The following is a 21,920-nucleotide window of genomic DNA, read 5'->3' as shown; positions in this document are numbered from 1 at the left end:
CTGTCCTACTGATCCACAGGTGGCTTGGCCACCGAGCACAGTCGGATCGAATCGGCGAGGATCTCGATGGCCTTGGGCCGTGGGAAGCTAGCGCGCCAGGCAATGGCTACGGTACGGAACGGTGCTGGCGGAGTCAGCGGACGTACTTCGATGACGCCTGGTGCGTAATGGTGGCTGTGCACGGCCGACAGCGGCAGGATCGACACACCGAGGCCGGAAGCGACCATGTGGCGGATGGTCTCCAGGGAGCTGGACTCCACCGTGGTGTGCTTGGAGCCGTCGCTGCCCTTGCTCAGGGTCGGGCAGGCCTCCAGGACCTGGTCGCGGAAACAGTGGCCCTCACCGAGCAGCAGCAGGCTCTTGTCGTTGAGCATGGCGGTGTCGATGGTTTGCTTCTGTGTCCAGGGGTGCTCGCTGGGCATCAGCACGTAGAACGGCTCGTCGTAGAGCGGCAGGGTCAGCACGTCGGCCTCGTTGAAAGGCAGTGCGATGATGACAGCGTCCAGCTCGCCGTTGCGCAACTTTTCGCGCAGCACGTGGGTGAAGTTCTCTTCGATGTACAGCGGCATCTGCGGGGCAACCCGGTGCAATTGCGGTATCAGATGCGGAAAGAGGTAGGGGCCGACAGTATAGATGGCACCGACCTTCAGCGGAGCGGTCAGCTGGTTCTTGCCGGCTTGGGCCAGCTCGCGGATGCCTTGGGCCTGTTCCAGGACCTTTTGTGCCTGGGCGACGATGCCTTCGCCGACCGGGGTCAGGCGCACCGCGCTCTTGCTGCGCTCGAAGATCAGTACGCCAAGCTCGTCCTCAAGCTTTTTCACGCCGACCGACAGGGTCGGCTGGCTGACATGGCAACGTTCGGCGGCATGACCGAAGTGCTGCTCTTGGGCGAGGGTGACGATGTAGCGTAGTTCTGTGAGGGTCATAACGTGCGTCCATGAAGTTGCGGCCCCAGCATAGCGGGTGCAATCGATAGACGCACGTTATCAGACTTGCCTTTGTATGACAGAAACAAACTGTCAGCGTCTGTCCAGCGAGTAGACGAAAGGTGCTACGACTTCAATGCTGCCGTTGTTCAGCAGTTCCTTCGGTGGTTTCGGCACCGGCTGAGCCTTGCGGATCATCTCCAGCGTAGCCCGGTCCAGGGCTGCGCTACCCGAGCCACCGGCCAGGGAGTAGGACAAGATCCGGCCTTCGGCGTCCACTACGAAACGCAGGCGGTTGATGCCTTGCAGGCCACGGCGTCGAGCGTCTTCCGGGTAGCGTTTGTACTTGCCCAGGTGGCGCAGCAGGTCACTCTGCCAAGTTGGCAGGGCATTGCTGTTGGCCGCGATGCTCGGTGCCGGTGCCGCCGACTTCTGCGGTGGCGCGGTGCTGGGTGGCGAGTCGACCACTTCCTCGGCCGGTGGCTTATCCTGCGGCGGCTCAGGCTTCTTCTCAGGCTTGGGCGGCTGCGGTTTGGCCTTTGGCTTGGGTGGCTTGGGAATGGCGATCTTCGGTTTCGGGGCCTCGACCAGCTTCGGCAGCTCCGGTTCTTCGACCGGCGCTGGCGGCTGGGGCGTGACCACCTTGGGTGGTGGTGGCGGCGCAGGCTCAGGCAGCGGTGCCAACTCGACCATCATGGCTGCCGGAGGCAGCTCCACGGCCTGAGGCACCGACCAGTTGAGCGTGAGCAGCACAGCGACGGCATGGATTCCCAGCACGATCGCCAGGCTGCCGCTGTAACGCGCCAGGTTATGCCGCGTCTTCGTCATTTCTTGGCTGCCGTCTCGAGCCCGACCAGACCGACCTTGAGGTAGCCGGCCGCGCGCATGTTGTTCATCACTTCCATCAGGTCACCGTAATCCACGCCCTTGTCGGCCTGGAAGAAAATGGTGGTTTCCTTGTCGCCCTTGGTCTTGGCGTCGAGCATTGGGCCAAGCTGGTCGGGCTGTGCTACCTGATCGTCGCCGACGTACAGCTTCTGGTCGGCCTTGACGCTGACGAACACCGGCTTCTCCGGCCTGGGCGCCGGTTTGGCGGTCGAGGCCGGCAGGTCGACCTTGATATCGACCGTGGCCAGGGGGGCTGCGACCATGAAGATGATCAGCAGCACCAACATCACGTCGATGAAGGGCGTGACGTTGATTTCGTGGTTTTCGGCGAGGTCGTCGCCACCTTCGTTAAGATGCAGGCCCATGGCTTACCCCACTTTCACCATGTGGGGGGCGGTGCGCTCGCCGGACTGATGGTCCAGGTCGCGGCTGACCAGCAGCAGGACCTGGGCCGAAGCGTCTGAGACCTGAGCCTTGTAGCCGGCGATGGAGCGGGCGAAGACGTTGTAGATGACCACGGCAGGGATCGCGGCGACCAGGCCCAGGGCAGTGGCCAGCAGGGCTTCGGCGATACCCGGTGCGACCACGGCCAGGTTGGTGGTTTGGGTCTTGGCGATGCCGATGAAGCTGTTCATGATTCCCCACACGGTACCGAACAGGCCGACGAACGGTGCTGTGGAACCGATAGTGGCGAGGACGCCGGTGCCGCTGCTCATGTTGCGGCCACTGGCGGCAACCAGGCGTTCGAGACGGAAGGCGACGCGCTCCTTGATACCTTCCTTCTCACGGGTGTTGGCCGAGAGGCGCATCTCTTCCAGGGCGTCATGGACCAGCAAGTGGGCCAAGGTACCTTCCTTGTTCGAGGCTTCGCTGGCTTCCTTGAGGCTGGCGGACTGCTTCAGCCCGGCGATTTCGCCGCGCAGGCGGCGCTTGGCGCCCAGCAGCTCGAAGCCCTTGGCGATCCAGATGGTCCAGGTGATGATCGAAGCGATGACCAGGCCGATCATGACGATCTTGACCACGATGTCGGCGTTCTTGTACATGCCCCATGGGGACAGGTCGTGGGCCATGCCCAAGGTGGTGTCTTCGACCAGCGCTTCAACGTTCTCGTCCGCCGCTGCCTGGGCATCGGCAGGTGCTTGCGCCGGGTCGGCGGCATCGGTGGCTGCCTCGGGAGCGGCAACTGCTGGATCGCTACCAGGTGCTGCTGGCGTTGCAGGGGCAGCTTCGACCGCAGGAGTGTTGGTTGCTGGTGCGACTGGCTCATCGGCCATGGCGGCCGGCGCCAGTACCAGGCTGAACATCAGCGCGGCAATGGCGCGCCATGCGCGCGACGTGGTTGGCGAAGCGGAAGGTTGAGTACGTGTCATGCTGGCCGGACCTGATGAAGAAGAAAATGGTGAGTGTCCTTCAAGGCCTCGAGGCGGGCCGAGAACAAATGAGGGCGCCATTATTGCAAGTAATTCTTGTTAGCAGAAGTAATAAAGTTACTTTTTTTCACCTTCGCCTAGCCGCTTATCGGCTAATCCGGCTAGGCTGAATCTTTGGTCTATGGAGTTTAGTGATGTCTGCGCGTTCTGCATTGATCGTCGGCTGTGGTGATGTCGGCGGCCGTTTGGCCAGGCAATTGCTGGCCTGCAATTGGCAAGTCAGTGGGTTGAGGCGTTCGGTCGATCAGTTGCCGGCGGGGGTGCAGCCGGTCGCAGCTGATTTGTCCGACAGGCGTTGTCCTGCCGCCTGGCCGGAGCGTGCGCCTGACTACTTGGTGTACTGCGTGGCAGCCAGCCAGCATGACGAATCCGGTTATCAGGCGGCTTATGTCGAAGGCTTGCGCAATGTCCTGAAATGGCTGGAGGCGAAGGAGCAGCGTCCGCGTCGCTTGCTGTTCGTTTCCAGCAGCAGTGTCTATGCCCAGCAGGAAGGGGAGTGGATCGACGAAACCGCCGCCACCACGCCGGAAGGCTACTCGGGGCGGGTCATGCTCGAGGCCGAGCGCCTGGCGCTCGATAGCGGGATTCCCAGCACTCTGGTGCGCTTGACCGGGATCTACGGCCCGGGGCGGGAGTGGTTGCTCAGTCAGGTGCGCCAAGGTTATCGCGTAGCCGAGGAGCCTCCTTTGTATGGCAACCGCATCCATGCCGAGGATGCCGCCGGCCTGCTCGCCTTCTTGTTGCAGGCTGATGCCCGGGGCGTGACGCTCGATGAGTGCTATATCGGCGTTGACGATGACCCGGCGCCACTGGCTGAGGTCGTGGCCTGGCTAAGAGCACGCATGGGTGTCACCGAATGGTCCGAGCAGCAGCGGGTGCGCCGTACCGGCAGCAAGCGTTGCAGCAATGCACGAGCCCGTGCATTGGGCTGGTCACCGCAGTACCCGAGCTATAGGGAAGGTTATGCCGCGATACTCGAAGGGCGTAGCTGAGGGGCAAGATCTTTTCGCTGAGGGTCGGCGAGGACCTTGTCCTCAATCGCGACACAAGGTCACTCTCATGGATGCAGCGCCTGAGGGTGTGTTAAATGGCCTTGTGCGCGATGGGCCGTTACTCGGGAGACGCAGAATCAATCGCGCTCGAGCAGCCATTGGCGAGGGCCAGGCGCCAGTTGTGGCATTTCATCCGGCTGGGCGCTGTTGCGTGCCCGCAGGATTTCGAGGCTGTCACCGTCGCGCTTGAAGATCCATGGGTTACCCCGTTGGTTACGCTCCAGCCAAAGGCTGTCGTACTCGCCGCTGATGGTGGCGCAGTCGCCGGCCAGGCACAGTGCATAGCGATCCAGTTCCGGCAGGCCATCGACACTGCCGTTGTCATGGAAGTGGACAATGCCGCCTTTGCCCGGCCCTTCGATGATCTTCCAATTGCCGCCCAGGTAGGCGCCGTAGAGCGCTTTCTCGAAACTGCTGCCGGTAGGAGCGGTGCTGGACGCAGGGGATAGGGCCTTCTTGAAACTCTGCTGCGGCGCGCCCTGGTTGCCGGCCTGGATCAGTTGATTGCCATCCAGCGCCAGATGCTCGCTCTGATCGCTGAAGAATGTCACCCGCCATTGCTTTTCGTCAGCGTCCAGTTGCCCTTCGGCAACTTCGAAGCCATTGGCGTAGCTGGCTTGTTGGCGGGCCACATCGACCTTCCATTCGAAGTTCGGGCCATTGCTGGCCAGGGCCTGGCGCAGGCTGGTGCCTTTGGTGGCGGCGTCGATGGCGTTCTGGTTGATCCAGATGCCGTTGTAATCTTCGGGCTTGTGGCTGGCGCAGCCGGCCAGCAGCAGGGCTACCAGCGAGAGGGTCAATGCATGGCGCATGGAGATGCCTTCAGGAGGGAGGTGGCGGGCGTGGTACCCGCCACCGAGGGTATTACTCGAGGACCAGAATGGCGTCCATCTCGACTTGCGAACCGCGTGGCAGGGCAGCAACGCCGATGGCTGCTCGGGCTGGATAGGGCTGCTCGAAGTAGCGGCCCATGATCTCGTTGACCTTGGCGAAGTGGCTTAGGTCGGTCAGGAAGATGTTCAGCTTGACGATGTCCTTGAACGAACCGCCAGCGGCTTCGGCAACGGCCTTGAGGTTCTCGAAGACCTGGACGGTCTGGGCTTCGAAGCCTTCGACCAGCTCCATGGTTTTCGGGTCCAGCGGGATCTGCCCGGACATGTATACGGTATTGCCGGCCTTGATCGCCTGGGAGTAGGTGCCGATGGCGGCAGGGGCCTTGTCGCTGTTGATGACGGTCTTGGTCATGATGACTCCTTGCTGTTGTCGGACTACGTACGCATGCGGGTGATGCGGATCACGCCGGTCAGGGTACGCAGCTTCTTGATCACGCGGGCCAGGTGCACGCGATCGCGCACGCTGACCACCAACTGGACCACGCTTATACGGCCGTCGCGTTCGTCCATGCTGATTTTCTCGATGTTGCCGTCGGCGGCATTAACACTGCTGGCCAGTAAGGCGATCAGGCCGCGCTGGTGTTCGAGCTCGACGCGCAGCTCGACATTGAATTCGCCAGTGACGTCTTTGGCCCAGGAGAGCTGCAGGCACTTCTCGGGATTGTGGCGGATTTCACTGATGTTGCGGCAGTTTTCCAGGTGCACGACCATGCCTTTGCCGGCGGACAGGTGGCCGACGATCGGGTCCCCCGGAATCGGCGTGCAGCACTTGGCATAGCTGAGGACCAGGCCTTCGGTGCCGCGGATGGCCAGCGGGCCTTCGGGGCTTGGCAGTTGCTCGCCTTCGGCGGACAGCAGACGGCGGGCGACCACGTAGGCCATGCGGTTGCCGAGGCCGATGTCTTCCAGCAGGTCTTCGACCAGCTCCAGGCGGTACTCGGAAAGGATGGCCTTGATGCGCTCCTGGGGGATTTTGTCCAGACTGCTGTCGAAACCGGTAAGCACCTTGTTCAGCAGGCGTTCGCCGAGGCTGATCGACTCGGAGCGGCGTTGCTGCTTGAGGGCGTGGCGGATGTGGGTGCGCGCCTTGCCGGTGACCACGAAGTTGAGCCAGGCCGGGTTTGGGCGCGCGCCGGGGGCGCTGACGATTTCCACCGTCGAGCCGCTCTGCAGGGGCTCGGACAGCGGTGCCAGGCGTCGGTTGATGCGGCAGGCGATGCAGCTGTTGCCGACATCGGTATGCACCGCGTAGGCGAAGTCGACAGCGGTGGAGCCTTTGGGCAGCTCCATGATCCGCCCCTTGGGCGTGAAGACGTAGACCTCGTCCGGGAACAGGTCGATCTTCACGCTTTCGATGAACTCCAGGGAGTTGCCTGCGCGCTGCTGCATTTCCAGCACGCCCTTGACCCATTGGCGGGCACGGGCATGGCTGCCCTTGGGTTGTTCGTCGTCGCTGGACTTGTACAGCCAATGGGCGGCGATGCCGTTGTTGGCCATCTCTTCCATTTCGCGGGTGCGGATCTGGATCTCGATGGGCACCCCGTGCATGCCGAACAAGGTGGTGTGCAGCGACTGGTAGCCGTTGGCCTTGGGGATCGCGATGTAGTCCTTGAAGCGGCCAGGCAGCGGCTTGTACAGGTTGTGTACGGCACCAAGCACGCGGTAGCAGGTGTCAACCTTATCGACGATGATGCGGAAGGCGTAGACGTCCATGATCTCGTTGAAGGCGCGGCGTTTGCCGCGCATCTTCTTGTAGATGCCATAGAGGTGTTTCTGCCGGCCGCTGACTTCGCCTTCGATGCCGTCCACGGCCAGGCAGTGGGACAGGGACTGCTCGATCTTGTTGACGATTTCCTTGCGGTTGCCGCGTGCGCGCTTGACGGCCTGGTAGATGCGCGCAGAGCGCATCGGGTGCATGGCCTTGAAGCCCAGGTCCTCGAATTCGACGCGCACGCTGTGCATCCCCAGGCGGTTGGCGATGGGGGCATAGATCTCGAGGGTTTCCTTGGCTATGCGGCGGCGTTTCTCGCCTGACAGCACTTCCAGGGTACGCATGTTGTGCAGGCGGTCGGCCAGCTTGACCAGGATCACGCGGATGTCGCGGGCCATGGCCATGGCCATCTTCTGGAAGTTCTCGGCCTGGGCCTCGGCTTTGGTCTCGAAGTTCATCTGGGTCAGCTTGCTGACCCCATCGACCAGTTCGGCGACGGTCTCGCCGAATTGCGCGCTGAGGGCTTCCTTGGCGATGCCGGTGTCTTCGATCACATCGTGCAACATGGCGGCCATCAGGCTCTGGTGGTCCATGTGCATGTCGGCCAGGATGCTCGCCACCGCCAGTGGGTGGGTCACATAAGCTTCGCCACTGCGGCGGCGTTGGCCGTCGTGGGCTTGTTCGGCATAGAAATAGGCTCGGCGCACCAGGTTGACCTGGTCGGGGCCGAGGTAGGTCGACAGACGATCGGCGAGGGCGTCTATGCTCGGCACAGGATTACCTCCTGCCGAGGAGCGGGGACCTGCGCCGTACGACGTCGACCAGGCATGGCTTAGACCGCCTCGTTGGCCTCGTCCTCGAACGCGGCGAAGACCGGATCCTCGGTGACGATCTCTTCGGCGGCGATGAACTCGGGGGTGACGATGCCTTCAGCGATTTCACGCAGGGCAACGACGGTTGGCTTGTCGTTTTCCCATGCCACTTTCGGCTCTTTGCCGCCGGTGGCCAGCTGACGGGCACGCTTGGTAGAGAGCATGACCAGCTCAAAACGGTTATCCACGTGTTCTAGGCAATCTTCAACGGTTACGCGGGCCATGGTCTTCCTCGTAGCAAATGCGGTATGCGCGGTGCCCAGAATGGGCGGGCGGACTCGATAGTTTAAAAAATCACCAGCCATTAGGGAAGGGCTGATTTCAGTTCCACCGTCGCCTGGAGCCGACAATAGCGGCTCAGAGGGCCGCTGCACAACAGCGGATGAGGTGTTAGCGCAGCATGGCGTCGCGCAAGCGCGGGGTCAGTTCCTCGAACAGAGCCTGCACCGACCGCAGGGCACGGCAGTCCGGACGGGTCAGCAGCCAGAGCTGGGTGTCGCAGCCGGGCAGGGCGTCGCTCAGGGCTTCGACGCCCGGCAGGCCATGCACCATGTAGTCGGCCAGGGCCGCCACGCCCATGCCACTGCTGACCAGTTGGGCGATGGTCGACATACCGCTGCAGTGGTAGCGCGGCATCAGGCCGGGGAATTGTTGGTTGCGCCAGACCACTGTGGGGTGGTCCTGCATGGCGTCGTCCGGGGCGATCCAGGGCACGTTGGCCGGCGACTCGGCAAGACGCTCGCGGAACTCTGGGCGCCCGCAGACGACATAGGACGTCGAGCCGAGGCAGCGGCCCACCAGGTGTTCCGGTGGCGTATTGGTCAGGCGCAAGGCGATGTCGGCATCGCGCCGGTTGAGGTTGGCGAACGTATTGGAAGTGCCGAGCTCCAGCGACAGTGCCGGGTAGTTGGGCATGAAGGTCGACAGTGCGGGCAGCAGCAGACTGTGCAATACCGCCTCGGTGCAGGTCAGGCGCACCGTGCCGCTGACGACCTGTTCGCCGCTTGTCAGGGCGATCCTTGCGGCATCCAGCGCTTGCTCGGCGCGTTCGGCCTGCTCAGCCAGGGCCTGGGCGGTGTCGGTCGGCAAGTAGCCCTTGCGGCTCTTGACGAACAGCGCGGTGCCCAATGCCGACTCCAGGCGGCGGATCGAACGGAATACCGTGGAGACATCGACCTTGAGCAGCTCGGCGGCCTTGGCCAGGGATCGACCGCGTTCAAGAGCCAGGACCAGGGAGAGGTCGGCATGGGTGATCTGATATTGCATGGACGCACGCTCTGCTTGCCGAAATGCCAATGTCTGTTGCGTGGGAGCCATTTTATAGTGAAACGGCACCCGGGAATCAATTCATCGGGTTGTCACAGGTTTGTGCAGGTGCCTTGAGCGCCGTGCAGGCCCTTCCCCACGATGGGAAAGCAAGAACAACAACAGAATCAGCCATCGCCGCCTGAGAGGCGCACGCCGTATCCCCTCACATCGCCGCACCATTGAAATCAAAGGATGTACAGCCATGACGTCGGTAACCCCGTGCGCCAGCCCTTCCAGCGAGATGAATGACTTCCTCCAGGCCCATCCGGATACGCAGTTCGTCGACCTGCTGATCTCCGACATGAACGGCGTGGTGCGTGGCAAGCGGATCGAGCGCGCTAGCCTGCACAAGGTCTACGAGAAGGGCATCAACCTGCCGGCCTCGCTGTTTGCCTTGGACATCAATGGCTCGACCGTCGAAAGTACGGGCCTGGGCCTGGATATCGGCGATGCCGACCGTATCTGCTATCCGATTCCCGATACCCTCTCCTACGAGCCCTGGCAAAAGCGCCCGACCGCGCAACTGCTGATGACCATGCATGAGCTCGACGGCACGCCGTTCTTCGCTGACCCGCGTGAAGTGCTGCGCCAGGTGGTGAGCAAGTTCGATGAATTGGGCTTGCAGATTTGCGCCGCTTTCGAGCTGGAGTTCTACCTGATCGACCAGGACAACCTCAACGGCCGTCCGCAGCCACCGCGTTCGCCCATTTCCGGTAAGCGCCCGCAGTCGACCCAGGTCTACCTGATCGACGACCTGGACGAGTACGCCGACTGCCTGCAAGACATGCTCGAGGCGGCCAAGGAGCAGGGCTTGCCTGCCGATGCCATTGTCAAGGAAAGCGCCCCGGCGCAGTTCGAGGTCAACTTGCATCATGTCGCCGACCCCTTCAAGGCTTGCGACTACGCGATCCTGCTCAAGCGCCTGATCAAGAACATCGCCTATGACCATGAGATGGATTCCACCTTCATGGCCAAGCCCTATCCGGGCCAGGCGGGCAACGGCTTGCACGTGCACATCTCACTGCTGGACAAGAAGACTGGCAAGAACATCTTCAGCAGTGACGACCCGTTGCAGAGTGACGCCCTGCGCCATGCCGTAGGTGGTGTGCTGGAGACCTTGCCAGCGTCGATGGCCTTCCTTTGCCCGAACGTCAACTCCTACCGTCGCTTTGGCGCGCAGTTCTACGTGCCCAATGCGCCGAGCTGGGGCCTGGACAACCGTACCGTGGCCGTCCGCGTGCCCACCGGCAGCAGCGATGCGGTGCGTATCGAGCACCGGGTGGCTGGCGCCGATGCCAACCCCTACCTGATGCTGTCGGCCATTCTGTCCGGCATCCACCATGGGCTGACCAACCAGGTCGAGCCGGGTGCGCCGATTGAAGGCAACGCCTACGAACAGTTGGAGCAGAGCCTGCCGAACAACCTGCGCGATGCCCTGCGCGAGCTGGACGACAGCGAGATCCTGAACAAGTACATCAGCCCGGACTACATCGACATCTTCGTCGCCTGCAAGGAAAGCGAGCTGGCCGAGTTCGAAGTTTCGATCTCCGACCTGGAATACAACTGGTACCTGCACACGGTGTAAGCCCATGAACAAGATCGCAAGCCGGATGTCTGGCCCCCTGATCGGTGTCAGCGCCTGTCGTCAACAGGTTGGCAAAAACTCGTCGCACACCGTGGGCGACAAGTACGTCGAGGCCGCGGGCTTCGCCGGCATCCCGCTGATCCTCCCAGCGCGTGACGAGCCGAGCGATCCGCAAGCCCTGCTGGCCCACCTGGACGGCATTCTTTTTACCGGTTCGCCTTCAAATGTCGAGCCGCATCATTACAATGGCGCCCCCAGTGCGCAGGGGACGCATCACGACGTTGCGCGCGACCGCCTTACCCTGCCGTTGCTGCAGGCGGCCATTGCCGCAGGCGTGCCGGTGTTCTGTATCTGCCGCGGGTTTCAGGAATTGAACGTGGCGTTGGGTGGTTCGCTGCATCAACGGGTCCATGAGTTGCCTGGCTACCTGGACCATCGCGAGCCGTACGATGCGCCTCTGGATGTGCAATACGGCCTTCGACATCCAGTCAGCATCGAGCCTGGCGGGGTGTTCGAGCGCCTGGGACTGGCGGCGCAGTTCGAGGTCAACTCGCTGCACAGTCAGGGCATCGACCGCCTGGCTGCTGGCCTGCGTGTCGAGGCACGGGCCCCGGATGGCCTGATCGAAGCGGTGTCCATGGAAGATGCGCCGGGCTTCGTGCTCGGCGTGCAATGGCATCCGGAATGGCGTTTCGCCGAAAACCCGGTCTCGCTGCGCCTGTTCCAGGCGTTCCGTGAGGCCTGCAGTGCCTACGCGGCGGGGAGGGCTATCGGCAGAAAACATTCTGACGTCGCCTGAAAGTCTCGGAAGACTCGACCCTCGCAGCGAGCTTTCAATGAGTGAAAGCGGGCCTTCTACGGGAGGCCCTGAAAAACAATACCAATATCGACGGCAAATACTCATGAGCGAATACACTGAAGCCGGCCGCCCCCCCGATGTGGCGGGGCAGGCGGGCAGTTCTGCCAAAGCGCCTGGTAAAGGCCTCGCCAAGGGGCGTTTGGGCCTGCTGGCCACCGTGGTGCTGGGCATCTCCACCATCGCCCCGGTCTATACCCTGACCGGAGCCCTTGGCCCGACCGTGCGGGAGGTCGGCGCTCATTTGCCGGCAGTGTTCATTGTCGGCTTTCTGCCGATGCTGCTGGTTGCCCTGGGTTACCGCGAACTCAATGCGGCCGAGCCGGACAGCGGCACCTCCTTCACCTGGTCGGCACGCGCCTTCGGGCCAATGATCGGCTGGATCGGTGGCTGGGGCCTGGTCACCGCCACGACCATCGTTCTATCCAACTTGGCCGGCGTTGCGGTCGACTTCTTCTATCTCTTCCTGGGGCAGATCACGGGCAAGCACGAGGTGGCGGCGCTGGCTGACAATCTGTTGGTCAACATATCCACCTGTTGTGTGTTCATCGCCCTGGCTGTGTGGATCTGTTGCCGGGGCATGGGCACGACCATGACCGTGCAATATGGCCTGGTGGCCCTGCAACTGGTGGTGTTGATCGGCTTTGCCTTCGCCGCCTTCGGTGAGACGACGGCACCACCGCCGCTGCAGTTCGACTTCGACTGGTTCAACCCTTTTGGTGTCGACTCCTTCTCCGCCTTTGCCGCCGGTCTTTCCCTGTCGATCTTCATCTTCTGGGGTTGGGACGTGTGCCTGACCGTCAGTGAGGAGTCCGTGGGCAGCGAAGAGGTGCCTGGCCGGGCCGCTACCGTGACCGTACTGCTGATCCTCGGCTTGTACCTGCTCACCGCGATCGCCACCCTGCAGTTCGCCGGGATCAGCGATGTTGGCCTTGGCTTGGGTAACCCGCGCATCCAGGAAAACGTCTTCGCTCACCTGGCCGGTCCGGTCATGGGACCACTGGCGATCTTGATGTCGATCGCGGTGCTGGCCAGCACCGCGGCGTCGTTGCAGTCGACTTTCATGTCGCCAGCCCGCACCCTGCTCGCCATGGGCTACTACGGGGCGGTGCCGCAGCGCTTTGCCAGCGTTTGCCCGCGCTCGCAGACTCCACGCTACGCCACCATCTGCGCAGGCGTCGCTGCCGGCATCTTCTACGTGACCATGCGCACCCTGAGCGAGAACGTACTGGCCGACACCATTACTGCGCTGGGTATGATGATCTGCTTCTACTACTCGCTGACAGCCTTCGCCTGTGTCTGGTACTTCCGCCACAGCCTGTTCGGCAGCGTGCGCCACTTCTTGATGCGTGGCGTGTGTCCTTTGCTGGGCGGGGTGATCCTGTCGGTGATCTTCGTGCGTACCGCAATCGACAGCGCCTCGCCGGAGTTCGGCAGCGGCTCGCATGTCGGCGGCTTGGGGCTGGTGTTCGTGATCGCGATGATCATCTCGATACTGGGTATCGTGCTGATGGTGCTCTCGCGCTGGCGTGCGCCGGCTTACTTCCTCGGCGCGACCCTGCGCCAGCAGGCGATGCTGCCTGTGCAGTCGTAAGCCATGGCAAGGCTGGCGCCTTGCATCGCTATCCTCAGAAGGCGATGCAAGGCACAGCGGCCCTGTCCCATGCTAAGGCTGGCGCTGTTCAGGCGAGCAATTGCTTGAGCAGCGCGCCATGACGCTGTTGCTGGTTCTTCTGCTCCAGGCGATTGGCACGGAAGACTGCCTTGAGGTCTTCGAGGGCAGTGGCGAACTCGTCATTGATGATGACGTAGTCGTACTCGTTGTAGTGCACCATCTCGCTGACCGCTTCGCGCATCCGACCTTCGATGATTTCGTCGCTGTCCTGACCCCGGTTGTTCAGGCGCTGGCGTAGGGCCTGCTGGCTGGGCGGCAGAATGAAAATCGAGCGGGCCTCGGGCATCAGTGCGCGAACCTGCTGGGCCCCTTGCCAGTCGATCTCAAGGATCAGGTCGAAACCCTGGTCGAGGGTCTGCTGCAGGGCGCTGCGGGAGGTGCCGTAGAAATTGCCGAACACTTCAGCATGCTCGAGGAAGTCGCCCTGATCGATCAGGGCTTTGAACTCGACGTGCTCGACGAAGTGGTAGTTCACCCCGTGCTGCTCACCCGGGCGCATGGCGCGGGTGGTATGCGAGACCGAGACGCGAATGCCCGAGTCGGCGTCGGTCAGGGCCTTGACCAGGCTGGTCTTGCCGGCGCCGGAGGGCGCCGAGACGATGTAGAGGGTACCGCTGCTGTGGTTCATGGTAGGGGGTTACTCGATATTCTGTACTTGTTCACGCATCTGTTCGATCAGCACCTTGAGGTTGACTGCCGCCTGAGTGCTGCGTGGGTCGAAGGCCTTGGAGCCGAGGGTGTTGGCTTCGCGGTTGAGCTCCTGCATCAGGAAGTCCAGGCGCCTCCCGGCGGCGCCACCGGACTTGAGCACCCGGCGTACTTCGGTGATGTGGGTGCTGAGGCGGTCGAGTTCCTCGGCGACGTCACTTTTCTGCGCCAGCAGGACCATTTCCTGTTCCAGGCGCTGCGGGTCGAGCTCGGCCTGCAGGTCACCAAAGCGGTCGAGGATCTTCTGCCGCTGCGCGGCCAGCATCTGCGGCACCAGGGCGCGCAGGGTGGTGACCTCGGCAGTCATGCCGTCCAGGCGCTCATTGATCAGGCGGGCCAGCTCAGCGCCTTCTCGGTTGCGCCCGGCCTTCAGTTCCTTCAAGGCTTCTTCGAACAGAGCCATCGCCTCGGCATTCAATGCCTGCGGATCGCTGGCATCGGCCACCAGCACGCCCGGCCAGGCCAGGACCTCAAGAGGGTTGAGCGGGGCCGGCTGCTTGATCAGGCTGGCCACGGTCTCGGCGGCCGCGACCAACTGCGCGGCACGCTCGCGGTCGACTTGCAGCGGTTTGCCGGTGCTGTCTTCGTTCAGGCGCAGGGTGCATTCCACTTTGCCACGCGACAGGCCCTGGCGCAGGCTTTCGCGCACGGCGCCTTCGAGGTCGCGCAGGGCCTCTGGCAGGCGCAGGTGGGGTTCAAGGTAGCGGTGATTGACCGAGCGTAGCTCCCAGACCAGGGTGCCTTGGCTGCCGGCGCGCTCGACTCGAGCAAAAGCGGTCATGCTATGCACCATCGGGAGTACCTCGCGGAGTCGTGTGAAAGGGAAGCCTTTCGGCTGCAAGGCGCAGGATTGTAGCGCAGTGCGGCGCCTGCGCCCAATCCAGCCACGGTACAAAGCTGCCAAAAGGCTGCGGAAAAAGCCGACAGGGAGCAGCCCTGCGACAATAGGCATGTCTTCACGGCACACGGGGCCTTATAATGCTCGGCAGATTCAAGTCCCAGTACAGGTATCCCAGATGAAACGTCCAAGTGGTCGCGCCGCCGATCAGCTTCGCTCGATCCGCATCACCCGCAACTACACCAAGCACGCCGAGGGATCGGTACTGGTCGAGTTCGGCGACACCAAGGTCGTCTGCACGGTCAGCGTCGAGAATGGTGTCCCCCGCTTCCTCAAAGGCCAGGGCCAGGGCTGGCTGACCGCCGAGTACGGTATGCTGCCGCGCTCCACCGGCGAGCGTAACCAGCGTGAAGCCAGCCGTGGCAAGCAGGGTGGCCGCACCCTGGAGATCCAGCGTCTGATCGGCCGTTCTCTGCGTGCTGCGCTAGACATGAGCAAGCTGGGAGACATCACTCTGTACGTCGATTGCGACGTGATCCAGGCCGATGGCGGTACCCGTACCGCTTCGATCACTGGCGCCATGGTCGCGTTGGTCGATGCCCTGCGTGTGGTCAAGAAGCGTGGCGGCCTCAAGGGCGGGGATCCGCTCAAGCACATGATCGCCGCCGTCTCGGTGGGCATGTACCAAGGCGAGGCGGTGCTCGACCTCGACTACCTGGAAGACTCGGCTGCCGAGACCGACCTGAACGTGGTCATGACCAGCGCGGGTGGCTTCATCGAAGTCCAGGGTACCGCCGAAGGCGCACCGTTCCAGCCTGAAGAGCTGAACGCCATGCTGGCGCTGGCGCAGAAAGGCATGGGCGACCTGTTCGAACTGCAAAAAGCTTCGCTGGCTGACTGACAAGGAGGTGCAGGGCATGAGCGATCCGACCTTGCCGGTGCCGCCACCCAACGCCGAGATCCGGCAGTGGGCGATGTTCTGCCACCTGTCTGCCCTGCTTGGGCTGGTCGTTCCCCTGGGCAGCCTGCTGGGCCCATTGGTGATGTGGATCTGGAAGCGTGAGCTGGACCCTTTCATTGATGCCCAGGGCAAGGAAGCGCTGAACTTCCAGATCAGCGTGACCATCGCCGCCTTCATCTGCTTCCTGCTGATGTTCGTGCTGGTGGGCGTGGTGCTGTTCGCCATCCTGGTGATCGCGGTGCTGATCCTGATCATCCTGGCCGGTGTCAGGGCCAACGAAGGGCAGCCCTACCGCTACCCGTTGATCTGGCGTCCGATCAAGTAACCGACATGACAGGCACAAAGAAGCCGACTCGAAGTCGGCTTTTTTGTGCCTGTCATCCTTAGATGGTCAGCGTCCAGTCGTAGTCCACGATCAATGGCGCGTGCTGGGAGAAGCGTGGCTGGCGCGGCAGGCGTGCGCTGCGCACGAAGCGACGCAAGCCTGGCGTGAGCACTTGGTAGTCGAAGCGATAGCCCAGGTTGAGCATCTCGGCCTGCTCGTTGTCCGGCCACCAGCTGTACTGGTCGCCTTCACGGCTGACTTCACGCAGCGCGTCGACATAGCCCATGTCCCCGATGATCGTATCCATCCAAGCCCGCTCCGGAGGCAGGAAGCCCGGCGACTGCTGGCTGTCACGCCAGTTCTTGATGTCGAGCTTCTGCTGCGCCACATAGAGCGAGCCGCAATAGATGTATTCGCGACGCTTGCGACGTTGCTTGTCCAGGTACTTGGCGAAGTCGTCCATCAACTTGAACTTCTGGTTCAAGTCTTCGTCGCCGTTCATACCGGAAGGCAGCAACAAGCTGGCGATGCTTACCTTGTCGAAATCGGCCTGCAGGTAACGCCCGTAGCGGTCGGCTGTCTCGAAGCCCAGGCCGCTGATGACTGCCTTGGGCTGCAACCGCGAGTACAGTGCCACGCCACCTTGGGCAGGCACTTCCGCGTCGCAGGCATAAAGGAAGTAGCCATCGAGCTGAAAAGCCGGGTCGTCGAGTTCAAAGGCCGAGGCGCGGGTATCCTGAAGGCAGATGACGTCGGCATTCTGGGCTTGCAGCCAGCTGAGCAATCCACGCTCGGCCGCAGCCTGAATGCCATTCACGTTCACACTGATGATCCGCATAAATGGCCCCAAAAATCTCGTGCGTGTATGATACCCGAGCTCAACTCATTTAGCTAAATCCGTGGTGTCCGGGACTCTTCATGCAGCCGTATCAACGCGACTTTATTCGTTTTGCCATCGATCGCGGGGTTCTGCGCTTCGGTGAGTTCACCCTGAAATCGGGGCGTACCAGCCCGTATTTCTTCAATGCAGGCCTGTTCAACAGCGGTTCGGCCCTGGCTCAGTTGGGGCGTTGCTACGCGGCGGCCATCGTCGACAGCAAGATCCCTTTCGACGTGCTTTTTGGCCCGGCCTACAAAGGTATTCCCCTGGCATCCGCTACCGCGGTAGCCCTGGCCGAGCAACACCAGCTCGACGTGCCATGGTGCTTCAACCGCAAGGAAGCCAAGGACCATGGCGAAGGCGGCAGCCTGGTCGGCGCGCCGCTGGCCGGTGATGTACTGATCATCGACGACGTGATCACCGCCGGCACCGCCATCCGCGAAGTCATGCAAATCATCAGCGCGCAGCAGGCCAAGGCCGCTGGCGTTCTGATCGCCCTGAACCGCGAAGAGCGTGGCAATGGCGAGCTGTCGGCGATCCAGGAAGTGGAGCGCGACTTCGGTATCCCGGTGGTCAGCATCGTGTCGCTGACCCAGGTGCTGGAGTTCCTGGCCGATGACCCGCAGCTCAAGCAGCACCTGCCGGCTGTGGAGGCGTATCGGGCTCAGTACGGGATCTGATCCATCCCCACGAACAAGGCGAGCCCTGAGTATGGTTTGGGGCCGCTGCGCGTCCCATCGCGACACAAGCCCTCTGTGGGAGCGGCCTTGTGTCGCGATGGGCTGCGTAGCAGCCCCACCTGAAGGCACCCCAGCTTAAGTGAACAGCATTGCCCTCAGGGGTCGCCTTTTTCGTCTTCCGGGACTGCCTGAGAACCTCAGCGTGGCTTGCGGTTGGTGATCAGGGTACCCACGCCGCTGTCGGTGAAGATCTCCAGCAGTACGGCATTGGGTACGCGGCCATCGATGATGTGCGAGCTGTTCACGCCACCTTGCACCGCTTCCAGGGCGCACTTGATCTTCGGTAGCATGCCGCCGTAGATGGTGCCGTCGGCGATCAGTTCGTTGACTTGCTCGGTGGTCAGGCCGGTCAGCACTTGGCCCTGCTTGTCCATCAGGCCCGCGATGTTGGTCAACAACATCAGCTTCTCGGCCTTCAGCGCCTCGGCCACCTTGCCAGCCACCAGGTCGGCGTTGATGTTGTACGACTCACCGTTGGCTCCCACGCCGATCGGTGCGATCACCGGGATGAAGTCGCCCTTGACCAGCATGTTCAGCAGCTCGGTGTTGACCCCGACGACTTCGCCGACATGGCCGATATCGATGATTTCCGGAGTGGTCATCTCCGGGGTCTGACGGCTGACGGTGAGCTTCTTGGCGCGGATCAACTCCGCGTCCTTGCCGGTCAAGCCGATGGCGCTGCCGCCATGGCGGTTGATCAGGTTGACGATGTCCTTGTTCACCTGGCCGCCGAGGACCATCTCCACCACGTCCATGGTCTGCGAGTCGGTGACGCGCATGCCATCGATGAAGTGGCTTTCGATCGACAGGCGCTTGAGCAGGTCGCCGATCTGCGGGCCGCCGCCGTGCACCACTACAGGGTTGATGCCCACGGCCTTCATCAGCACGATGTCACGGGCGAAGCCGGTCTTGAGCTCTTCGCTCTCCATCGCGTTGCCGCCGTACTTGATCACCAGGGTCTTGCCGACAAAGCGGCGAATGTAAGGCAGCGCTTCGGACAGTACCTGGGCGACATGGGAAGCGGCATCGCGGTCGAGGGTCATGCAGGGCTCCAGTAAGGAACAGATAGTCGGTCAGAACGGCAGTTGCAGCTCAGGGGCAACCCGCAGCAACTGGGCGCGGAAAACATCCTTGATACGTTGCAACTCGGCGTCATTGTCGGCCTCGAAGCGCAGGACCAGCACCGGTGTGGTGTTGGAGGCGCGGACCAGGCCCCAGCCCTGGGTGTAGTCGACCCGCACACCGTCGATGGTGGTCAGGCTGGCGTCACCCCAGTCGGCGTCGCGTTGCAGTGCATCAATGATGCTGAATTTACCCTCGTCGGTCACATCAATATTGAGTTCCGGCGTGGAAATGTCGTTCGGGAACGCGGCAAACAGGGTTTCGGCATCCTGTTCTGCCTTGCTGAGGATCTCCAGCAGGCGCACGGCACTGTAGATACCGTCGTCGAAACCGTACCAGCGTTCCTTGATGAAGATATGCCCGCTCATTTCGCCTGCCAGCAGCGAACCGGTTTCCTTCATCTTCTTCTTGATCAACGAGTGACCGGTTTTCCACATTAGTGCGCGGCCGCCGTGTTGCTCGATCAGTGGGGTCAGGCGTCGGGTGCATTTGACGTCGAAGATGATCTCGGCGCCCGGATTGCGCTCCAGTACATCCAGGGCGAACAGCATCAGCAAGCGGTCGGGGTAGACGATGGTGCCGGTGTTGGTCACCACGCCGACGCGGTCGCCGTCACCGTCGAAGGCCAGGCCGAGGTCCGCGCCGGTCTCCTTGACCTTGGCGATCAGGTCTTCGAGGTTTTCAGGCTTGCCCGGGTCCGGGTGATGGTTGGGGAAGTTGCCGTCGACATCGCAGAACAGCGGGATGACCTCGCAGCCCAAGGCTTCGATCAACTGAGGCGCGATAACCCCGGCGGCGCCGTTGCCGCAATCCACCACGACCTTGAGCGGCTTCGCCAGTTTGATGTCGGCGATGATCTTCTGGGAGTAGCGATCGAGGATCTTGACCTTTTCCACGCGACCTTCGCCACGGCTCAGGTCGTTGGTCTTGAGGCGGGTCAGCAGGGCCTGGATCTGCTCATTGGCCAGGGTATCGCCGGCGATGACGATCTTGAAGCCGTTGTAGTCCGGTGGATTGTGGCTGCCAGTGAGCATCACCCCCGACTTGCCGGCCAGGACGTTGGCGGCGAAGTACAGGGCTGGAGTCGGCACCAGGCCGACATCGCTGACCTGGCAACCTGCGTCAGCCAGGCCCTTGATCAATTGCTCCACCAGCATCGGCCCGGACAAACGGCCATCGCGGCCGACCGAGACCTGGGGTTCGCCCTGGGCCAGGCTCTGGGCGCCGATGGCGCGGCCGATCCAGTAGGCGGTTTCACCGGTCAGGGTCTTGCCGACCACGCCACGGATGTCATAGGCGCGGAAGATGCTGTCGGGCAGTGCGGGTGCCAGGTTGGCCATGTCATTCATCTCTGGAGCTTCAATTGTCAAAGGCCTCTGGGATGACGCAAATAGAACGCTTGGATGATGGTTGCGCCGGAGAGTTCGCCATCCATGGCCTCGAGGGTTGTTTATCGACTCAGTGGCTGCCGGAGTGGCCGAAGCCGCCCGCGCCGCGCTGGCTTTCGTCGAACGACTCGACGATGTCGAAGTGTGCCTGCACCACTGGGACCAACACCAATTGCGCGATGCGCTCGCCGATGGCAATGGTGAAAGGGGTCTGGCCACGGTTCCAGCAGGACACCATCAGTTCGCCCTGGTAGTCGGAATCGATCAGGCCGACCAGGTTGCCCAGCACGATGCCGTGCTTATGGCCCAGGCCCGAACGCGGCAGGATCAACGCGGCCAGGCCGGGATCACCGATGTAGACCGACAGGCCGGTGGGGATGAGCAGGGTCTGGCCCGGCTCCAGGACAGTGTCTTCCTTGAGCATGGCGCGCAGGTCCAGGCCGGCGGAGCCAGGCGTGGCGTACTGTGGCAGGGGGAATTCGCTGCCAATGCGGGGGTCGAGGATCTTGGCTTGGAGAGCGTGCATGTAAACGTATCAGACCTGGTTGAGCCGTTCGGCGATGAAGGCGACCAGCTGGCGGGCGATCTTGCCCTTGCTGGTCTGCGCGAAAAGGGTTTGGTGTTGCTGGCGATCGATCACGGTGAGGGCGTTTTCCTCACTGTTGAAGCCGATGCTGGGGTTGGCCACATCATTGGCGACGATCAGGTCGAGGTTCTTGTCCTTGAGCTTGCGCGTGGCGTAATCGAGCAGGTGCTCGGTCTCGGCGGCGAAGCCGACGCTGAATGGGCGGTCAGGACGTCCGGCGATGGTGGCGAGGATATCTGGATTGCGCACCATCTGCAGCAGCAGGCCGTCGCCAGTCGTAGGGTCTTTCTTGAGTTTTTGCGGGGCAACCACTTCCGGGCGGTAGTCCGCGACCGCCGCTGAAGCGATGAACAGGTCGCAGGGCATGGCCGCCTCGCAGGCCGCGAGCATGTCGCGCGCGCTCACCACGTCGATCCGCGTGACCCGGTCCGGGGTCGGCAGGTGCACGGGGCCGGTGACGAGGGTCACCCGAGCACCGGCTTCCGCCGCTGCCTCGGCCAGGGCGAAGCCCATCTTCCCGGAGCTATGATTAGTGATGTAGCGCACCGGATCGATGTTTTCCTGGGTCGGACCAGCGGTGATCAACACGTGTTTGCCGGTCAGCGACTGGCGCTTGAAGCTTTCTGCTGCGAACCATGCCAGGTCGTTGGCTTCGAGCATACGGCCCAGGCCGACGTCGCCACAGGCCTGGCTGCCGGAGGCCGGGCCGTACACCTGGATGCCACGGCTTTGCAGCAGGTCGAGGTTGGCCTGGGTGGCCGGATCGCGCCACATGGCCTGATTCATCGCCGGGGCAACGGCCACGGTGGCGTCGGTGGCCAGCACCAGCGTGGTCAGCAGGTCGTTGGCCATGCCCTGGGCCAGGCGGGCCATGAGGTCGGCGGTGGCTGGGGCGATCAGCACCAAGTCGGCCCACTTGGCCAGCTCGATATGCCCCATGGCTGCCTCGGCGGCAGGGTCGAGCAGGTCCATGTGTACCGGGTGACCCGAGAGCGCTTGCAGGGTCAGCGGCGTGATGAACTCGGCACCGCCACGGGTCATGACGACGCGCACCTGCGCACCGTGTTCCAGGAGTCGACGAATCAGCTCGGCGCTCTTGTAGGCGGCAATGCCGCCACCCACGCCGAGAACGATGCGCTTGCGATACAGCCGCTGCATAGGCTTGCCTTTTGTTCA

22 protein-coding genes and 1 pseudogene are annotated in these 21,920 nt (G+C 62.7%); 7 read left to right on the top strand and 16 right to left on the bottom strand.

Annotation, left to right across the window (positions count from 1 at the left end):
- Positions 1 to 5 precede the first annotated feature (5 nt).
- From ACYU03_RS25465 to exbB, 4 genes are all read right to left on the bottom strand, one after another.
- Entirely contained in the window at positions 6 to 926 is a 921-nt protein-coding gene (locus tag ACYU03_RS25465; protein ID WP_461887361.1) for a LysR substrate-binding domain-containing protein, read from the bottom strand.
- Between the two features lie 93 nt (positions 927 to 1,019).
- On the bottom strand, positions 1,020 to 1,754 hold the full coding sequence (locus ACYU03_RS25460; protein ID WP_461887360.1) for an energy transducer TonB: 735 nt from the start codon (positions 1,752 to 1,754) through the stop codon (positions 1,020 to 1,022).
- Positions 1,751 to 2,179 carry a TonB system transport protein ExbD gene (gene exbD, locus ACYU03_RS25455; RefSeq protein WP_186553034.1) on the bottom strand — a complete coding sequence of 143 codons (429 nt, stop codon included), beginning with the start codon at positions 2,177 to 2,179 and terminating at the stop codon, positions 1,751 to 1,753. Before exbD ends, ACYU03_RS25460 begins: the two co-directional genes overlap by 4 nt.
- A 3-nt stretch (positions 2,180 to 2,182) precedes the next feature.
- Positions 2,183 to 3,184 (bottom strand): tonB-system energizer ExbB, encoded by a 1,002-nt coding sequence (gene exbB, locus ACYU03_RS25450; protein WP_461887359.1) that lies wholly within the window; start codon positions 3,182 to 3,184, stop codon positions 2,183 to 2,185.
- A gap of 194 nt (positions 3,185 to 3,378) precedes the next feature.
- On the opposite strand from exbB, the gene ACYU03_RS25445 reads away from it, so the two are divergent.
- Positions 3,379 to 4,236 (top strand): SDR family oxidoreductase, encoded by an 858-nt coding sequence (locus tag ACYU03_RS25445; RefSeq protein ID WP_461887358.1) that lies wholly within the window; start codon positions 3,379 to 3,381, stop codon positions 4,234 to 4,236.
- A gap of 137 nt (positions 4,237 to 4,373) precedes the next feature.
- Here ACYU03_RS25445 and ACYU03_RS25440 read toward each other — a convergent pair whose 3' ends face one another.
- The 5 genes from ACYU03_RS25440 to ACYU03_RS25420 form a co-directional block, all read right to left on the bottom strand.
- Positions 4,374 to 5,108: a hypothetical protein gene (locus tag ACYU03_RS25440; RefSeq protein ID WP_461887357.1), complete on the bottom strand. Its 735-nt coding sequence runs from the start codon at positions 5,106 to 5,108 to the stop codon at positions 4,374 to 4,376.
- A gap of 52 nt (positions 5,109 to 5,160) precedes the next feature.
- Entirely contained in the window at positions 5,161 to 5,541 is a 381-nt protein-coding gene (locus tag ACYU03_RS25435) for a RidA family protein (RefSeq protein WP_461887356.1), read from the bottom strand.
- 23 nt (positions 5,542 to 5,564) lie between these two features.
- The gene (gene spoT / locus ACYU03_RS25430; protein WP_461887355.1) at positions 5,565 to 7,673 is read right to left on the bottom strand and encodes a bifunctional GTP diphosphokinase/guanosine-3',5'-bis pyrophosphate 3'-pyrophosphohydrolase; all 2,109 of its coding nucleotides are present in this window, start codon (positions 7,671 to 7,673) and stop codon (positions 5,565 to 5,567) included.
- Positions 7,674 to 7,732: 59 nt separating this feature from the next.
- A complete protein-coding gene (rpoZ, locus tag ACYU03_RS25425; RefSeq protein WP_461887354.1) occupies positions 7,733 to 7,996 on the bottom strand; it encodes a DNA-directed RNA polymerase subunit omega in 264 nt (87 codons plus the stop codon).
- Positions 7,997 to 8,162: 166 nt separating this feature from the next.
- Complete coding sequence (locus ACYU03_RS25420; protein ID WP_461887353.1) at positions 8,163 to 9,038, bottom strand: LysR family transcriptional regulator; 876 nt, start codon at positions 9,036 to 9,038, stop codon at positions 8,163 to 8,165.
- Between the two features lie 244 nt (positions 9,039 to 9,282).
- Here ACYU03_RS25420 and ACYU03_RS25415 point away from each other — a divergent pair, with 244 nt between their 5' ends.
- From ACYU03_RS25415 to ACYU03_RS25405, 3 genes are all read left to right on the top strand, one after another.
- The gene (locus ACYU03_RS25415; RefSeq protein WP_461887352.1) at positions 9,283 to 10,665 is read left to right on the top strand and encodes a glutamine synthetase family protein; all 1,383 of its coding nucleotides are present in this window, start codon (positions 9,283 to 9,285) and stop codon (positions 10,663 to 10,665) included.
- Positions 10,666 to 10,669: 4 nt separating this feature from the next.
- The gene (locus ACYU03_RS25410) at positions 10,670 to 11,464 is read left to right on the top strand and encodes a gamma-glutamyl-gamma-aminobutyrate hydrolase family protein (RefSeq protein WP_461887351.1); all 795 of its coding nucleotides are present in this window, start codon (positions 10,670 to 10,672) and stop codon (positions 11,462 to 11,464) included.
- Between the two features lie 103 nt (positions 11,465 to 11,567).
- A complete protein-coding gene (locus tag ACYU03_RS25405; protein WP_461887350.1) occupies positions 11,568 to 13,115 on the top strand; it encodes an APC family permease in 1,548 nt (515 codons plus the stop codon).
- Positions 13,116 to 13,203: 88 nt separating this feature from the next.
- On the opposite strand, the gene gmk is transcribed toward ACYU03_RS25405, so the two are convergent.
- Entirely contained in the window at positions 13,204 to 13,824 is a 621-nt protein-coding gene (gmk, locus tag ACYU03_RS25400) for a guanylate kinase (protein ID WP_461887349.1), read from the bottom strand.
- 9 nt (positions 13,825 to 13,833) lie between these two features.
- Entirely contained in the window at positions 13,834 to 14,697 is an 864-nt protein-coding gene (locus ACYU03_RS25395) for a YicC/YloC family endoribonuclease (protein ID WP_461887348.1), read from the bottom strand.
- A gap of 223 nt (positions 14,698 to 14,920) precedes the next feature.
- Here ACYU03_RS25395 and rph point away from each other — a divergent pair, with 223 nt between their 5' ends.
- Positions 14,921 to 15,643 (top strand): ribonuclease PH, encoded by a 723-nt coding sequence (gene rph, locus ACYU03_RS25390; protein ID WP_461887347.1) that lies wholly within the window; start codon positions 14,921 to 14,923, stop codon positions 15,641 to 15,643.
- Positions 15,644 to 15,659: 16 nt separating this feature from the next.
- The gene (locus ACYU03_RS25385; protein WP_461887346.1) at positions 15,660 to 16,028 is read left to right on the top strand and encodes a DUF4870 domain-containing protein; all 369 of its coding nucleotides are present in this window, start codon (positions 15,660 to 15,662) and stop codon (positions 16,026 to 16,028) included.
- Between the two features lie 58 nt (positions 16,029 to 16,086).
- Here the strand turns inward: ACYU03_RS25385 and ACYU03_RS25380 are convergent, their stop codons facing one another.
- A complete protein-coding gene (locus ACYU03_RS25380; protein ID WP_461887345.1) occupies positions 16,087 to 16,866 on the bottom strand; it encodes an exodeoxyribonuclease III in 780 nt (259 codons plus the stop codon).
- Between the two features lie 80 nt (positions 16,867 to 16,946).
- Between ACYU03_RS25380 and pyrE the strand changes: the two genes are divergently transcribed.
- Positions 16,947 to 17,588 carry an orotate phosphoribosyltransferase gene (gene pyrE, locus ACYU03_RS25375; protein WP_461887344.1) on the top strand — a complete coding sequence of 214 codons (642 nt, stop codon included), beginning with the start codon at positions 16,947 to 16,949 and terminating at the stop codon, positions 17,586 to 17,588.
- 197 nt (positions 17,589 to 17,785) lie between these two features.
- Here pyrE and argB read toward each other — a convergent pair whose 3' ends face one another.
- The 4 genes and pseudogenes from argB to coaBC all read right to left on the bottom strand — a co-directional run bounded on the left by argB (position 17,786) and on the right by coaBC (position 21,902).
- Positions 17,786 to 18,691 (bottom strand): acetylglutamate kinase, encoded by a 906-nt coding sequence (argB, locus tag ACYU03_RS25370; protein ID WP_461887343.1) that lies wholly within the window; start codon positions 18,689 to 18,691, stop codon positions 17,786 to 17,788.
- 30 nt (positions 18,692 to 18,721) lie between these two features.
- Positions 18,722 to 20,098, bottom strand: a pseudogene (locus ACYU03_RS25365) (phosphomannomutase/phosphoglucomutase); the annotation flags it as partial.
- A 130-nt stretch (positions 20,099 to 20,228) separates the two neighbouring features.
- Complete coding sequence (gene dut / locus ACYU03_RS25360) at positions 20,229 to 20,684, bottom strand: dUTP diphosphatase (protein WP_461887342.1); 456 nt, start codon at positions 20,682 to 20,684, stop codon at positions 20,229 to 20,231.
- 9 nt (positions 20,685 to 20,693) lie between these two features.
- Positions 20,694 to 21,902: a bifunctional phosphopantothenoylcysteine decarboxylase/phosphopantothenate--cysteine ligase CoaBC gene (gene coaBC / locus ACYU03_RS25355; protein ID WP_461887341.1), complete on the bottom strand. Its 1,209-nt coding sequence runs from the start codon at positions 21,900 to 21,902 to the stop codon at positions 20,694 to 20,696.
- Positions 21,903 to 21,920: the final 18 nt, after the last annotated feature.

The organism is Pseudomonas sp. X10, assembly GCF_054889225.1.
This window is presented reverse-complemented; position numbering and strand designations above follow the sequence as displayed.

Bases quoted from the DNA above. Each gene is read 5' to 3' on its own strand.
- coaBC (WP_461887341.1), bottom strand. From the start codon at position 21,902: ATGCAGCGGCTGTATCGCAAGCGCATCGTTCTCGGCGTGGGTGGCGGC.
- rpoZ (WP_461887354.1), bottom strand. From the start codon at position 7,996: ATGGCCCGCGTAACCGTTGAAGATTGCCTAGAACACGTGGATAACCGT.
- argB (WP_461887343.1), bottom strand. From the start codon at position 18,691: ATGACCCTCGACCGCGATGCCGCTTCCCATGTCGCCCAGGTACTGTCC.
- ACYU03_RS25415 (WP_461887352.1), top strand. From the start codon at position 9,283: ATGACGTCGGTAACCCCGTGCGCCAGCCCTTCCAGCGAGATGAATGAC.
- exbB (WP_461887359.1), bottom strand. From the start codon at position 3,184: ATGACACGTACTCAACCTTCCGCTTCGCCAACCACGTCGCGCGCATGG.
- ACYU03_RS25405 (WP_461887350.1), top strand. From the start codon at position 11,568: ATGAGCGAATACACTGAAGCCGGCCGCCCCCCCGATGTGGCGGGGCAG.
- ACYU03_RS25385 (WP_461887346.1), top strand. From the start codon at position 15,660: ATGAGCGATCCGACCTTGCCGGTGCCGCCACCCAACGCCGAGATCCGG.
- dut (WP_461887342.1), bottom strand. From the start codon at position 20,684: ATGCACGCTCTCCAAGCCAAGATCCTCGACCCCCGCATTGGCAGCGAA.
- ACYU03_RS25420 (WP_461887353.1), bottom strand. From the start codon at position 9,038: ATGCAATATCAGATCACCCATGCCGACCTCTCCCTGGTCCTGGCTCTT.
- ACYU03_RS25460 (WP_461887360.1), bottom strand. From the start codon at position 1,754: ATGACGAAGACGCGGCATAACCTGGCGCGTTACAGCGGCAGCCTGGCG.
- ACYU03_RS25395 (WP_461887348.1), bottom strand. From the start codon at position 14,697: ATGGTGCATAGCATGACCGCTTTTGCTCGAGTCGAGCGCGCCGGCAGC.
- exbD (WP_186553034.1), bottom strand. From the start codon at position 2,179: ATGGGCCTGCATCTTAACGAAGGTGGCGACGACCTCGCCGAAAACCAC.
- ACYU03_RS25435 (WP_461887356.1), bottom strand. From the start codon at position 5,541: ATGACCAAGACCGTCATCAACAGCGACAAGGCCCCTGCCGCCATCGGC.
- ACYU03_RS25445 (WP_461887358.1), top strand. From the start codon at position 3,379: ATGTCTGCGCGTTCTGCATTGATCGTCGGCTGTGGTGATGTCGGCGGC.
- ACYU03_RS25410 (WP_461887351.1), top strand. From the start codon at position 10,670: ATGAACAAGATCGCAAGCCGGATGTCTGGCCCCCTGATCGGTGTCAGC.
- gmk (WP_461887349.1), bottom strand. From the start codon at position 13,824: ATGAACCACAGCAGCGGTACCCTCTACATCGTCTCGGCGCCCTCCGGC.
- ACYU03_RS25440 (WP_461887357.1), bottom strand. From the start codon at position 5,108: ATGCGCCATGCATTGACCCTCTCGCTGGTAGCCCTGCTGCTGGCCGGC.
- ACYU03_RS25465 (WP_461887361.1), bottom strand. From the start codon at position 926: ATGACCCTCACAGAACTACGCTACATCGTCACCCTCGCCCAAGAGCAG.
- rph (WP_461887347.1), top strand. From the start codon at position 14,921: ATGAAACGTCCAAGTGGTCGCGCCGCCGATCAGCTTCGCTCGATCCGC.
- pyrE (WP_461887344.1), top strand. From the start codon at position 16,947: ATGCAGCCGTATCAACGCGACTTTATTCGTTTTGCCATCGATCGCGGG.
- ACYU03_RS25380 (WP_461887345.1), bottom strand. From the start codon at position 16,866: ATGCGGATCATCAGTGTGAACGTGAATGGCATTCAGGCTGCGGCCGAG.